The sequence below is a fragment of the Streptomyces poriticola genome, from assembly GCF_036689765.1.
GTDB lineage: Bacteria > Actinomycetota > Actinomycetes > Streptomycetales > Streptomycetaceae > Streptomyces > Streptomyces poriticola.
In genome coordinates, this window is the sequence record NZ_JBAGKH010000001.1 from 175309 (window position 1) to 188269 (window position 12961).

The following is a 12961-nucleotide window of genomic DNA, read 5'->3' on the forward strand; positions in this document are numbered from 1 at the left end:
CTGAACAGGACACTAAGTCGACACGTGGCGCGCGTTCAACGAACACGCCGAACCTCCCGTTTTTCTTTTCACCCTATGTGATCAGCCGTAGCGCTGCCCAACCAGGGTGCTGGCCTGCGCGGATGTGCGTCAACTCCCCGATGACGCGGGCGCGCTGGGAACGCTGACATCGAAGTGCCGTGCGTCGGGTGCGGCTTTCATCAGCGCGGTGAGCGCACGGGCCTTGGCGGGGCCGTTCTCGCTGCTGCCCCAGGCGACGGTGCGTCCACCGCTCAGCGACAGCGAGATGTCGTCGTACGAACGGACCTTGACGGTCCGCGTGGCCCGGGCGACCGCGGCGGGGATCCGGCCGGCGACCCGGACCGCCTCGAGCACCAGCCGGTCCGCGCCGAAGCGGCGCAGACTGGCGGCGGCCGTGCCCGAACGGGAGGGGGTCAGGTCCAGCACGGGGACACCCTCGGGGGTGCGGGAAACCGTGGCATACCGGATACCTTCGTCGTCCACCTCCACATATTCCCGGCCTTCTCGCATCACCAGAACCGGGGTGCGCTCCGTCACTTCCAGGTCGATTCCCCGGGGCCAGGAACGCACCACGTCGACCGAGTCGATCCGGCGCAGTTCCCTGCGCAGCCGGGCCTCGATGCCGTCGGTGTCGACGGAGACCAGCGGGGCTCCCACGGGGACCTCGGCGGCCTCGCGGACCTGGGCGGGGGTCAGGACGCGGGTCCCGGAGACCGAGACGCGTTCCACCCGCAGCCAGTTCGAGCCGTAGAGGAGCCAGACCGTCCCGGAGGAGAGGAGCACCAGAGCGACGGCCAGGATGACGATCACACGAAGGCGGGGCGGCCGGAACCGCCGGCGGCGGGGCGGGCCGGACGACTCCTGCTGGCGTGCACCGCGCTCGGCGGCGGCGGTCGGTCCGGCCACGCTCCCTGCCTTCCGTCATATGGTCCTAGCGGTGTGCACGCTGGGCGTTGATCGCCTCGTACACCATGCCGACGAGCAGATCGTCGGCGTCCCGGCGGCCGAACTCGGAGGCGGCACGGGACATCTCGTACAGCCGGTGCGGATCGGCGAGCACGGGCAGGACGTTCTGCTGCACCCACTCGGGCGTCAGTTCCGCGTCGTCGACCAGCAGGCCGCCGCCGGCCTTGACCACCGGCTGGGCGTTGAGCCGCTGTTCGCCGTTGCCGATGGGCAGCGGGACGTAGGCGGCCGGGAGTCCGACGGCGGAGAGTTCGGCGACGGTCATCGCGCCGGCGCGGCAGAGCATCATGTCGGCCGCGGCGTACGCGAGATCCATCCGGTCCAGGTAACTTACCGGGATGTACGGGGGCATCCCCGGCATCTGCTGCACCTGCGGCAGTTCGTTCTTCGGGCCGACCGCGTGCAGGATCTGGATGCCGGCCTGCTGGAGCCACGGGGCGACCTGCTGCACGACCTCGTTGAGCCGGCGGGCACCCTGCGAACCGCCGGAGACCAGCAGCGTCGGCAGATTGGGGTCCAGCCCGAACATCGCGCGGGCCTCGGGGCGTGCGGCGGCCCGGTCCAGGGTGGCGATGGCGCGGCGCAGCGGAATGCCGATGTAGCGGGAATTGCGCAGCTTGCTGTCGGGAGTGGAGACGGCGACCTGGCTGGCGTAGCGGGAGCCGATCTTGTTGGCGAGTCCGGGACGGGCGTTGGCCTCGTGGATCACGATCGGCACGCCGAGCCGCTTGGCGGCGAGGTAGCCGGGCAGCGCCACATAGCCGCCGAAGCCGACCACGGCGTCGGCCTTGGTGCGCTCCAGGATCTGCTCGGACGCCTTGATCGTACCGCGCAGCCGGCCCGGGACGGTGATCAGCTCAGGCGTCGGCTTGCGCGGCAGCGGTACGGCGGGGATCAGCGCGAGTTCGTACCCACGCTCGGGTACGAGACGTGTCTCGAGGCCGCGCTCCGTGCCCAGGGCCGTGATGCCCACGGTCGGATCCTGCCTGCGCAGGGCGTCCGCGAGGGCGAGCGCGGGCTCGATGTGGCCCGCGGTTCCTCCGCCGGCAAGTACGACATGCACCGAAATTCACCGCTCTCCGGACGTACGCGCCGCCGAGGCGCGCCGTCGCATCGTGTTCCAACTCCGGGGACGCCGGTCGGACCCGGTGCCCCCGGTCCCCCGCTTTCTACCAAAGCGAGGTTGCCGCATCGCAAGCGCTGCCCGCGCACCGGGCTCGTCGCGCGCGAAGGCGATCAGCAGCCCGATGGCGAACATGGTCGGCAGCAGGGCGGACCCTCCGTAGGAGAACAGCGGGAGCGGGACGCCGGCGATCGGCAGCAGCCCGAGGACCGCACCGATGTTGATCACGGCCTGGGCCGTGATCCAGGTGGTCACGCCTCCCGCGGCATACCTCACGAAGGGGTCCTCCGTGCGTCCGGCCACGCGGATACCCGCATAGCCTAGAGCCGCGAAGAGGGCGAGTACCGACAGCGTCCCCGCCAGGCCCAGTTCCTCACCGGTGACGGCGAAGATGAAGTCGGTGTGCGCTTCGGGGAGTTGGCCCCATTTCTCCACACTGGCACCGAGCCCGGATCCGAAGAGTCCGCCGGAGGCCAGCGCGTAGATCCCGTGCACCGCCTGCCAGCACGCGTCGTCGGGACCGGGGTCGGTGGCGCCGATGCAGGCGAGCCGGGCCATACGGTTGGGGTTGGTCCTGATGAGGACCGCACCGAGCAGCGCGGCGATCCCCAGCACCCCGGCGAACAGCCGGGTGGGCGCGCCCGCCAGCCACAGCAGGCCGAACAGGATCGCGGTCAGGATGATCGCGGTGCCCATGTCCCCGCCGAGCATGATCAGCCCGAGCAGCAGGAAGGCGACCGGCACCAGCGGCACCAGCATGTGCTTCCACTGGGTCAGCAGCCGCTTGTCCTGCTTGCGGGCGAGCAGGTCGGCGCCCCACAGCACCAGGGCGAGCTTGCCGAACTCGCTGGGCTGGAGCTGGAAGGGTCCGCCGACGGAGATCCAGTTCTGGTTGCCGTTGACCGACATCCCTATCCCCGGCACCTGCACCAGGGCCATCAGGAACACGGCACCGGCCAGGATCGGGTAGGCCAGCGCCCGGTGCAGCTTCACCGGCATCCGCATGGCGAGCAGCAGCAGCCCGGCGCCGATCAGGGCGGCCAGAGCCTGCTTGCGGAAGAAGTACGACCCGGGCAGCGACAGCTGCAGCGCGGTGATCTGGGAGGCCGAGTAGACCATCACCAGCCCCAGTACGGTGATCAGCGCGCTGCCGCCGAGGATCAGGTAGTACGCGGTGAGCGGCCGGTCCCAGGCCCGGCGGGCCCGGGTGACCAGGCGCTGGGCGGGGTTCTCGCGCGGGGGCCGCGGGGCGGCGGGACGCCGGGGCGCCCGCTGGGCGGGCGGGCTGCCGGTACGGCTAACGGGCATCGGCGCCTCCGCTGTGACTCGCGCGTCCCACGCGTCCCTCCCGAGGTCGCCCGGCACAGGCGGCCGGGGCTACTGCGCGCCGAGTTCGCGGACGGCCCGGGCGAATGCGTCGCCGCGCTGGTTGTAGTTGGTGAACATGTCCATGGAGGCGCAGGCCGGGGCGAGCAGCACCGTGTCGCCGGGCCGGGCGAGCCGCCGCGCCTCCTGGACGGCCTGGAGCATCGCCCCAGTGTCGGTCCGGTCGAGGTCGACGACGGGTACTTCCGGGGCGTGTCGCGCCAGGGCTTCGCGGATCAGGGCGCGGTCGGCGCCGATGAGCACCACGCCGCGCAGCCGCTTCGCGGCGCCCGCGACCAGGTCGTCGAAGACCGCTCCCTTGGCGAGCCCGCCTGCGATCCAGACGATCGAGTCGTAGGCCGCCAAGGACGCCTCGGTGGCGTGGGTGTTGGTGGCCTTGGAGTCGTCGACATAGGCCACCCCGTCCACGTCGGCGACGTGCGCGATGCGGTGGGCGTCCGGGGTGAAGGCGCGCAGCCCGTCCCGTACGGCCTCGGCCGGCACGCCGAAGGCGCGGGCGAGGGCCGCCGCGGCGAGGGCGTTGGCGATGTTGTGCGGGGCGGGCGGGTCGACGTCGGAGACCTCGGCCAGCTCCTGGGCGTTCTTGTGCCGGTCCGCCACGAAGGCGCGGTCGACCAGGATGCCCTCCACGACCCCGAGTTGGGAGGGGGCCGGCGTGCCGAGGGTGAAGCCGATCGCCCGGCAGCCCTCCTCGACGTCGGCGTCGCGGACCAGGTCCTCGGTGGAAGGCTTGCCGGTTTCATCGGCGTTGTAGACGCAGGCGATGCGGTTGCCCTCGTAGACGCGGCCCTTGTCGCGCGCGTAGGCCTCCATGGAGCCGTGCCAGTCGAGGTGATCGGGGGCGAGGTTGAGCACCGCCGCCGAGTGGGCGCGCAGCGAGGGCGCCCAGTGCAGCTGGTAGCTGGACAGCTCCACGGCGAGGACGTCGTACTGTTCCTCGCCGAGGACGACGTCCAGCAGGGAGACGCCGATGTTCCCCACGGCGGCGGTGCGCAGGCCGGCGGCCTCGAGGATCGACGCCAGCATCCGGACGGTGGTGGTCTTCCCGTTGGTGCCGGTCACGCAGAGCCAGGGAGTCGCTTCCCCGCCGTCCCGGCCGCGCAGCCGCCAGGCCAGTTCGACATCGCCCCAGACCGGCACACCGGCCCGCTCGGCCGCCGCGAACAGCGGCTTGTCCGGCTTCCAGCCGGGCGTGGTGACGATCAGCCCGGTGCCCTCGGGGAGGGTGTCGCCGTCGCCGAGGCGCACGGTGACGCCGAGCGCCTCCAGTTCGGCGGCCTGCGCCCGCGCGCGCTCGTCGGCGCCGTCGTTGACGACGGTGACCCGGGCGCCGAGGCCGTGCAGGACCTTGGCCGCCGGGACGCCGGAGACGCCGAGCCCGGCGACGGTGACGTGCAAGCCCTGCCAGTCGGTCACTTGTCTGCTGCCCATCCCGCGTAGAAGAGTCCCAGTCCGACGATCACACAGATGCCCTGGATGATCCAGAAGCGGACCACGACCAGGACCTCGGACCAGCCCTTGAGTTCGAAGTGATGCTGGAGCGGGGCCATCCGGAAGACCCGCTTCCCGGTGAGCCGGAAGGAGCCGACCTGGATGACCACCGACATGGTGATGAGGACGAACAGACCGCCGAGGATGGCGAGCAGCAGCTCGGTGCGGGAGCAGATCGCCAGACCGGCGAGCACACCGCCGAGCGCCAGCGAACCGGTGTCGCCCATGAAGATCTTGGCCGGCGAGGTGTTCCACCACAGGAAGCCGAGGCAGGCGCCCATCAGCGCGGAGGCGACCACCGCCAGGTCGAGCGGGTCGCGCACCTCGTAGCAGGCGCCCGGGTTGGTCAGGGTCTGCGCGTTGGCGCAGGACTCCTGGAACTGCCAGACGCCGATGAACGTGTAGGCGCCGAAGACCAGGACGGAGGCGCCGGTGGCCAGGCCGTCGAGGCCGTCGGTGAGGTTCACGCCGTTCGACATCGCGAGGATCATGAACAGCGCCCAGACCACGAACAGTACCGGGCCGATCGACCAGCCGAAGTCGGTGATGAAGGACAGCTTGGTGGAGGCCGGGGTGTTGCCGCTGTCGTCCGCGAACTGGAGCGAGAGCACGGCGAAGGCGATGCCGACGATCAGCTGGCCTGCCATCTTCGCCTTGGCCCGCAGACCCAGCGAACGCCGCTTGACGATCTTGATGTAGTCGTCGAGGAAGCCGACCAGGCCCATGCCGACCATCAGGCCGAGCACCAGCAGGCCCGAGAACGTCGGCGTCGCGTCGGCCTCGGAGTCGAGGGAACTGGTGATCACCTTGGCGAGGAAGTAGGCGATGACCGTCGCCAGGATGAAGGCGATACCACCCATGGTCGGCGTACCGCGCTTGCTGGCGTGCTCGCGCGGGCCGTCGTCGCGGATGTACTGGCCGTAGCCCTTGCGGGCCAGCAGCTTGATCAGCAGCGGGGTGCCGATCAGCGTGAGGAAGAGGCCAATGACTCCTGAGAACAGGATCTGCTTCATCATCGGGCGGCAACCTCACCCTCGGCGCCGGTCTCGAGCAGCGCCGAGGCGACGCTCTCCAGCCCCACCGAACGGGACGCCTTCACGAGTACGACGTCACCCGGGCGCAGCTCGCTGCGCAGCAGGTCGACCGCCGCCTGTGCGTCGGACACGTGCACCGACTCCTCACCCCACGAACCCTCGTTATATGCGCCCAGTTGCAGCCAGGCGGCCTCCTGGCCCCCCACCGCGACGAGCTTGCTGACGTTGAGCCGGACGGCGAGCCGTCCGACCGCGTCGTGCTCGGCGAGCGATTCGTCCCCGAGCTCGGCCATCCTGCCGAGCACCGCCCACGTACGGCGCCCCTTGCCGATGGCCGCCAGCGCACGCAGAGCGGCCTTCATGGACTCGGGGTTCGCGTTGTAGGCGTCGTTGACGACCGTCACGCCGTCCGGGCGCTCGGTGACCTCCATCCGCCAGCGGGAGAGGGAGTCCGCCTCGGAGAGCGCGACGGCGATCTCGTCTGCGGACATGCCCAGCTCGTGGGCGACGGCGGCCGCGGCGAGCGCGTTCGACACGTGGTGCTCACCGTACAGGCGCATGGTCACATCGCTTGCACCGGAGGGTGTGTGAAGTCTGAAGGAGGGCTGTCCGGTGTCCGTGAGTCGTACGTTCTCGGCGCGAACGTCCGCTTCGCCGGACTCTCCGAAAAGGACCACCCTCGCCTTCGTACGGGCGGCCATGGCGCGGACATAGGGGTCGTCGGCATTGAGGATCGCGGCGCCGCCGTCTTCGGCGGAGGGCAGGGACTCGACGAGTTCGCCCTTGGCCTGCGCGATCTGCTCCCGGCCGCCGAACTCGCCGATGTGCGCCGAGCCGACGTTGAGCACCAGGCCGATCCGCGGTGGGGTCAGTTCGGTGAGGTAGCGGATGTGGCCGATGCCGCGGGCGCCCATCTCCAGCACCAGGAAGCGGGTCTCCTCGGTGGCGCTGAGCGCGGTGAGCGGGAGCCCGATCTCGTTGTTGAGCGAGCCCGGGGTGAAGACCGTCGGGGCCTTGCGCCGGAGCACCTGGGCGATCAGGTCCTTGGTGCTGGTCTTGCCGGCGGAGCCGGTGAGGGCCACCAGGGTGGCCCCCAGGCGCCGTACGACATGGCGGGCGAGGGCGCCGAGGGCGGCCTGGACGTCGTCCACGACGATCGCGGGCACACCGACGGGGCGGGAGCCGAGCACGGCCGCGGCGCCGGCCCGGACGACCGCCGGGGCGAAGTCGTGGCCGTCCGCGCGCTCGCCGACGAAGGCCACGAAGAGGCTGCCGGGTCCCGCCTCGCGGGAGTCCCGGACGACCGGTCCGGTGACCTCGGCCGACGGATCCGGTATGTCGTGCATCTGCCCGCCGACGACTTCTGCGATCTCGGCGAGAGAGAGGGCGATCACAAGTTCATCCCCTGGGTCTTCCGGGTTTTCATCCCTGGGTCTTCCGGATGGCTTCGAAGAGCACCTGGCGGTCGTCGAAGGGACGGACCACCCCGGCGATGTCCTGGCCCTGCTCATGGCCCTTGCCGGCGACCAGCACGGTGTCGCCGGGTTCGGCGCGGGCGACGGCGGCGGCGATGGCCGCGGCCCGGTCCTCGAAGACCTGCACCTCGCCGCGCTCGTGCGCGGGCACGGAGGCCGCGCCCTGGAGCATGGTGGCGAGGATCGCGAGGGGGTCCTCGGAGCGGGGGTTGTCGGAGGTCAGTACGGCGATGTCGGCGTGCCGGGCCGCGGCGGCGCCCATCGGTTCGCGCTTGGTGGCGTCGCGGTCGCCGCCGCAGCCGAGCACGACGTGCAGCCGGCCCTCGGTGACCTTGCGCAGCGCCTTGAGCACGGACTCGACCGCGTCGGTCTTGTGCGCGTAGTCGACCACCGCGAGGTACTGCTGTCCGGCGTCCACCCGCTCCAGGCGGCCCGGTACACCGGGCACCGCGGCGACGCCGTCGGCGGCGGTCTGCGCATCGAGTCCGGCGGCGGCCAGGGCGACGATCGCGGCGAGGGTGTTCGCCACGTTGAAGGGCCCGGCGAGCGGGGACCTGGCGGCGATGCGCTCGCCCTCGGGGCCGACCGCGGTGAACGTCGAGTCCAGCGGGCCGACCGCGACGTCCTCGGCGCGCCAGTCGGCGTCCGGGTGGCCCTCGGCCGAGTAGGTGACCACCGGGACGGTGGCCTCCTTGGCGAGCCGCCTGCCGTACTCGTCGTCGACGTTGACCACGCCGAGCCTGCTGCGGTCCGGGGTGAACAGCTGCCCCTTGGCCCCGAAGTAGTCCTCCATGTCGGAGTGGAACTCCATGTGCTCCGGGCTGAGGTTGGTGAAGACGGCGATGTCGAAGACGCAGCCGTCGACCCGGCCGAGCACGAGGGCGTGGCTGGAGACCTCCATGGCGACCGCCTCGGTGCCCCGCTCGCGCATCACCGCGAACAGCGCCTGCAGGTCGGTGGCCTCGGGTGTGGTGCGCTCGGACTTGATCCGCTCGTCGCCGATGCGCATCTCCACCGTGCCGATCAGGCCGGTGCTCCTCGCCGTGCGCAGGCCGCCCTCGACCAGGTAGGCGGTGGTGGTCTTGCCTGAGGTGCCGGTGATGCCGATCTGCAGCAGGGCGCGCCCGGGGTGGCCGTAGATGGTGGCGGCCAGTTCGCCCATGTGTCCGCGCGGGCCCTCGACGGCCAGCACCGGGAGCCCGGTGGCGGCGGCGCGCTCCACGCCGGCCGGGTCGGTCAGCACGGCGGCGGCACCGAGTCCGGCGGCCTGGTCGACGAAGTCGGCGCCGTGGGCGCGGGCTCCGGGGAGGGCGGCGTACAGGTCGCCGGGGCGGACGGCGCGCGAGTCATGGGTGATGCCCGTGACGTCGGCGGGGCTGTCCGGCGCGGCGACACCCAGCTGCTCGGCGAGGTCCGCGAGGGGTGTGGCGGAGACCTGCGCCGGCCGGGGCGGTCCCGGATATGTCACGGGGTGGCCCTTCTGGGCGGTTTGGGACTGATCAGGCTGTGGCACGGCGGTGAGCGTACCGGGCGTACCCGCTTCCGAGCGAAGTGAGGTGTGGGAGGAGGGACGGGGGGAGCTCTGGTTCCCGGGGTCGGGGGTGATCGTCGTCACGGGTGGTTCCTGGTGGCTCGGTACGGGAGGAACGGGTCAGGGTTTGAAGGTGACGGGGATGTTCGCGGGGTCGGCCCCGGTGGGCGGGACCTGGAGGGTCTTCAGGGCGAACTCCATGACCTGCTTGTAGATGGGTCCGCAGATCTGGCCGCCGAAGTAGCTGCCCTTCGTCGCGTTCTGGATGGCGCAGTAGACGGTGACGCGGGGCTGGTCGGCAGGGGCGAAGCCGGCAAAGGACGAGGTGTAGCCCTTGTACTTGCCGGTGGCCGGATCCACGCGGTTGGCCGTGCCGGTCTTGCCCGCCACCCGGTAGCCCGGGATGCGGGCCCTGGTGCCGGTGCCCTCCTCGTCGTCCACCACGGACTCCAGCATCCGGGCGAGGGTCTTCGCCGTCCTCTCACTGATCACCCGGCTCTTCTCGGGCTCGGAGGCGGGAGTGAAGCGTCCGTCGGGGCCCTTGGTACCGCGGACCAGCGTGGGTTCGATCCGGACGCCGCCGTTGGCGATCGTGGAGTAGACGGACGCCGCCTGCATCGCGTTGATGGACACGCCCTGGCCGAAAGGGATCGTGTACTGCTGCGAGGTGGACCACTGGTCCGGCGGCGCGAGGATGCCCTTGGTCTCCCCGGGGAAGCCGAGCCCGGTGTGGCTGCCGAGGCCGAACTTGCGCAGGTAGGAGTAGAGCACCCGGTTGGTCTCCCGCTGCGTCTTGCCCAGCTCGCCGGTGGCCAGGATGGTGCCGATGTTGCTGGACTTGGCGAGCACGCCGTTGAGCGTGAGGTACCAGGTGGGGTGGTCGACGTCGTCCTTGAACAGCCGGTCCCCGCGGTGCAGCCGGTTGGGCACGGTGACGTGCGTCGTCGGGGTGGCGGCGTTCTCCTCCAGGACCGCGGCCATCGACATCACCTTGGCGGTGGAGCCGGGCTCGTAGGCGTCCTGCAGGGCCGGATTGCCGAGGGCATCGGGGTCGGCGTGCGCCAGGTCGCCGGGGTCGAAGCCGGGCGAGTTGGCCATGGCGAGGATCTCGCCGGTCCGGGTGTCCTGCACGACGACGTAGCCGCCGTCCGCCTCGGACTTCTCCACCTGCTCGCTGATGGCGTGCTGGGCAGCCCACTGGATGTCGCGGTCGAGGGTCAGCTCCACGTCGCTGCCGGGCACCGCGGGGGTCTCGGTGGAGCCGACGGTGGGCACGCGCAGGCCGCCGGACTGGGCGTAGCGGATCTTGCCGTCCTCGCCGGCCAGCGTCGCGTCCAGCTTGCGCTCCAGGCCGCCGCCGCCCTCGCCCTCCGCATTGACCCAGCCGAGGACGCCGGCGGCCAGGGTGCCGCCCGGGTACACGCGCTTGCTGCTGGGGTCGGCGAAGACCCCGGCCAGCACGTTGACCGTGGACCTGTCCGACTTCGCCTTGGTGGCCAGCGCGGTCCTCAGGTCCTTGATCTGGTTCCAGACCTGCGGGGTGCGGCTGCGGGCGAGCCGGACGTAGCGCAGCTCCTTGTTCTTCGGGCGGAGCTCGCCGACCAGGTCCTCCTGGTCGGCGCCGAGGATCGGGGCGAGCAGGGCGGCGGCCTGCTCGGGGCCGTCGCCGACCCCGAGCTGCTCGCGGGTGAACATCGTGGGGTCGGCCGTGATGTCGTACGCGTCCACGGTGGTCGCCAGCGACACGCCGTTGCGGTCGGTGATGCCGCCGCGTTCGGCGGACAGGGTGTGCACGACGTAGCGGTTCTGTTCGGCCCGGGAGGCATAGGTGCCGGCGTCGACGGCCTGTACCTGGAACAGCCGTACGACGAAGGCGATGAGCACCAGAGTGAGGGCCAGGCCGATCAGGCGCAGCCGGGGCCGTGGGCTGCCCAGCCTCAGCGGGCGGGGCGGGCCGGGGTGGCGCGCCGGGCGGGCGCCGGGGCCGGGCCGCCGGCCGCTGCCGGGGCGGGCGGGCCGGGCGGGTCTCGCGGGACCGGGCACGCGTCGGCGCGGTGGCTGCCTGCCGTGGTCGTCATCCACTTCCGTCACCTGCCGGGGGTCGGGGTGGGCGTGGGCGTGGGCACCGGGGCCGGTGGGGCCTGCGTCCGTGGACCGGGCACGGACGTCCCGGCGGGGGCGGCTGCGGGGCTCGGCGGCGCGGTGGCGGGGGGCAGGGTGGCCCGGTTCTCGGTGGCGGGGGTCCCGATGGCCTGGTCACCGGTGGAGGGGTGGCCGGCCGCCGGGGCCCCGGTGAGCGCCTCGGGGGCGACGACGAGCGGGGTGACCGGGCCGGAGGCGGGGCGCGGGGAGCCCTTGACGGTGCCGTCGGGGACCAGGAAGGCGGGGTCGCCGCCGGGCACCATGCCCAGCTCGCGGGCCCGGCGCTGCAGCGCCTCGGGGGCGGAGTAGGCGTCGACGTCCCGCTGGAGGGCCTGCTCCTGGTCGGTGAGGCTCTTGGTCTCCCGCTTCAGGTCGTCGAGCTGGAACGAGCCCTCGCTGAGCGCGGAGTTCAGCACCAGCAGCCCGATGAGCCCGCCGCCGAGCAGCAGCACGACGAGGAGTATGAACGGCGTCCGGGCGGCCTGCCGGCCGCTCGCCGGGAGGAGCCGGGCGAGCCGGGCGGCCCGCCCCTTCAGTTCGGGATTCCTACCCACACACCCTCCCCGGTGTCCGGGCCGCGGTCCGGTCGGTACGGACCACCGTCCCGTCGGTACGGGCGGCATCGCACCGCCGCCTCGGCCGGCTCACTCGACGTCCTCCCTGATGCGCTGGGCGCCACGCAGCCGGGCCGGCGCCGCCCGCCGGTTCTCGGCGATCTCCTGCTCGGTGGGAAGTTCGGCACCACGGGTGAGCAGCTTGAGCCGGGGCTCGTACCGCTCGGGCACCACCGGGAGTCCGGGCGGCGCGGTGTTGGCGGCACCGGCCGCGAACACCTGCTTGACCAGCCGGTCCTCCAGCGAGTGGTACGACAGCACGGCGATCCGCCCGCCCACCGCGAGCGCCTTGACGGCGGCCGGGACCGCCCGCTCCAGCACCGACAGCTCGCCGTTGACCTCGATGCGCAGCGCCTGGAAGGTGCGCTTGGCCGGGTTGCCGCCGGTGCGCTTGGCGGCCTGCGGCAGCGCGTCCCGGATCAGCTCCACCAGCCGGGCGCTGGTGGTGAACGGCTCCTTCGCACGCTCCCGCACGATCGCGGCCACGATCCGCTTGGCCTGCTTCTCCTCGCCGTACGCCCGCAGGATGCGCACCAGCTCGCCCGGCGGGTAGGTGTTGAGGACCTCGGCCGCGCTGACGCCGGTCGTCTGGTCCATGCGCATGTCGAGCGGCGCGTCCTGGGCGTAGGCGAAGCCGCGGCCGGCCTCGTCGAGCTGCATGGAGGAGACGCCGAGGTCGAACAGGACGCCCTGGACGCGCGGGAGGCCGATCCGGTCCAGGACGTCGGGCAGCTCGTCATAGACGGCGTGCACCAGGGTGGCGCGCTCTCCGTACGGTGCGAGCCGCTCGCCGGACAGGCGCAGGGCCTCCTTGTCCCGGTCGAGGGCGACCAGCCGCGCCTCGGTGAACCGCTCCAGCAGCGCCTCGCTGTGGCCGCCCAGCCCGAGCGTGCAGTCGACGACCACGGACCCCGGCTCCTGAAGGGCGGGCGCCAGCAGGTCCAGACACCGCTGGAGCATCACCGGGACATGTCGACTCTGGCTCACGGGAGAAGGGCCTCTCAGGTGCGGCGCGGCAGCACGCACCGCCGGGTCCCCGCCCTTCCCCGGCAAGCCGGGAACCCCCGGAGGAGGGGAGGCCTGCCGGCGCCGGAAGCGTCAGCCGACCGGGAGCGGGAGGAGGCCGAGCCGTACGTACGCGCCGCGCACGTGAGGAGATCCGGGGTACGGCGCCCAGG

General features: G+C 72.1%; 10 protein-coding genes. All 10 read right to left on the minus strand.

Translation table 11 applies throughout. The features are described from left to right. Window positions 1–129: 129 nt before the first annotated feature. Window positions 130–927, minus strand: coding sequence for a cell division protein FtsQ/DivIB (locus tag V5O46_RS00750; protein ID WP_332882374.1), 798 nt, complete (start codon window positions 925–927; stop codon window positions 130–132). Between the two features lie 25 nt (window positions 928–952). Next, window positions 953–2050 (minus strand): undecaprenyldiphospho-muramoylpentapeptide beta-N-acetylglucosaminyltransferase, encoded by a 1098-nt coding sequence (gene murG / locus V5O46_RS00755; RefSeq protein ID WP_332882375.1) that lies wholly within the window; start codon window positions 2048–2050, stop codon window positions 953–955. 6 nt (window positions 2051–2056) lie between these two features. Continuing rightward, window positions 2057–3418 carry a putative lipid II flippase FtsW gene (gene ftsW, locus V5O46_RS00760; protein WP_332882376.1) on the minus strand — a complete coding sequence of 454 codons (1362 nt, stop codon included), beginning with the start codon at window positions 3416–3418 and terminating at the stop codon, window positions 2057–2059. Window positions 3419–3487: 69 nt separating this feature from the next. Then, a complete protein-coding gene (murD, locus tag V5O46_RS00765) occupies window positions 3488–4927 on the minus strand; it encodes a UDP-N-acetylmuramoyl-L-alanine--D-glutamate ligase (protein WP_332882377.1) in 1440 nt (479 codons plus the stop codon). Next, complete coding sequence (gene mraY / locus V5O46_RS00770; RefSeq protein ID WP_332882734.1) at window positions 4909–6000, minus strand: phospho-N-acetylmuramoyl-pentapeptide-transferase; 1092 nt, start codon at window positions 5998–6000, stop codon at window positions 4909–4911. The genes murD and mraY overlap by 19 nt, the downstream gene beginning before the upstream one ends. Next, complete coding sequence (locus V5O46_RS00775; RefSeq protein ID WP_332882378.1) at window positions 6000–7415, minus strand: UDP-N-acetylmuramoyl-tripeptide--D-alanyl-D-alanine ligase; 1416 nt, start codon at window positions 7413–7415, stop codon at window positions 6000–6002. The genes mraY and V5O46_RS00775 overlap by 1 nt, the downstream gene beginning before the upstream one ends. A 28-nt stretch (window positions 7416–7443) precedes the next feature. Further along, window positions 7444–8964 (minus strand): UDP-N-acetylmuramoyl-L-alanyl-D-glutamate--2,6-diaminopimelate ligase, encoded by a 1521-nt coding sequence (locus V5O46_RS00780; protein ID WP_332882735.1) that lies wholly within the window; start codon window positions 8962–8964, stop codon window positions 7444–7446. Between the two features lie 183 nt (window positions 8965–9147). After that, entirely contained in the window at window positions 9148–11118 is a 1971-nt protein-coding gene (locus tag V5O46_RS00785; protein ID WP_332882379.1) for a peptidoglycan D,D-transpeptidase FtsI family protein, read from the minus strand. Continuing rightward, the gene (locus tag V5O46_RS00790; protein WP_332882380.1) at window positions 11115–11723 is read right to left on the minus strand and encodes a septum formation initiator family protein; all 609 of its coding nucleotides are present in this window, start codon (window positions 11721–11723) and stop codon (window positions 11115–11117) included. Before V5O46_RS00790 ends, V5O46_RS00785 begins: the two co-directional genes overlap by 4 nt. Window positions 11724–11813: 90 nt before the next feature. After that, window positions 11814–12770 carry a 16S rRNA (cytosine(1402)-N(4))-methyltransferase RsmH gene (gene rsmH, locus V5O46_RS00795; RefSeq protein ID WP_332882381.1) on the minus strand — a complete coding sequence of 319 codons (957 nt, stop codon included), beginning with the start codon at window positions 12768–12770 and terminating at the stop codon, window positions 11814–11816. Window positions 12771–12961 lie beyond the last annotated feature (191 nt).

Coding starts and splice junctions, on each gene's coding strand:
- ftsW (WP_332882376.1), bottom strand. CDS start 3,418: ATGCCCGTTAGCCGTACCGGCAGCCCGCCCGCCCAGCGGGCGCCCCGG.
- murD (WP_332882377.1), bottom strand. CDS start 4,927: ATGGGCAGCAGACAAGTGACCGACTGGCAGGGCTTGCACGTCACCGTC.
- mraY (WP_332882734.1), bottom strand. CDS start 6,000: ATGAAGCAGATCCTGTTCTCAGGAGTCATTGGCCTCTTCCTCACGCTG.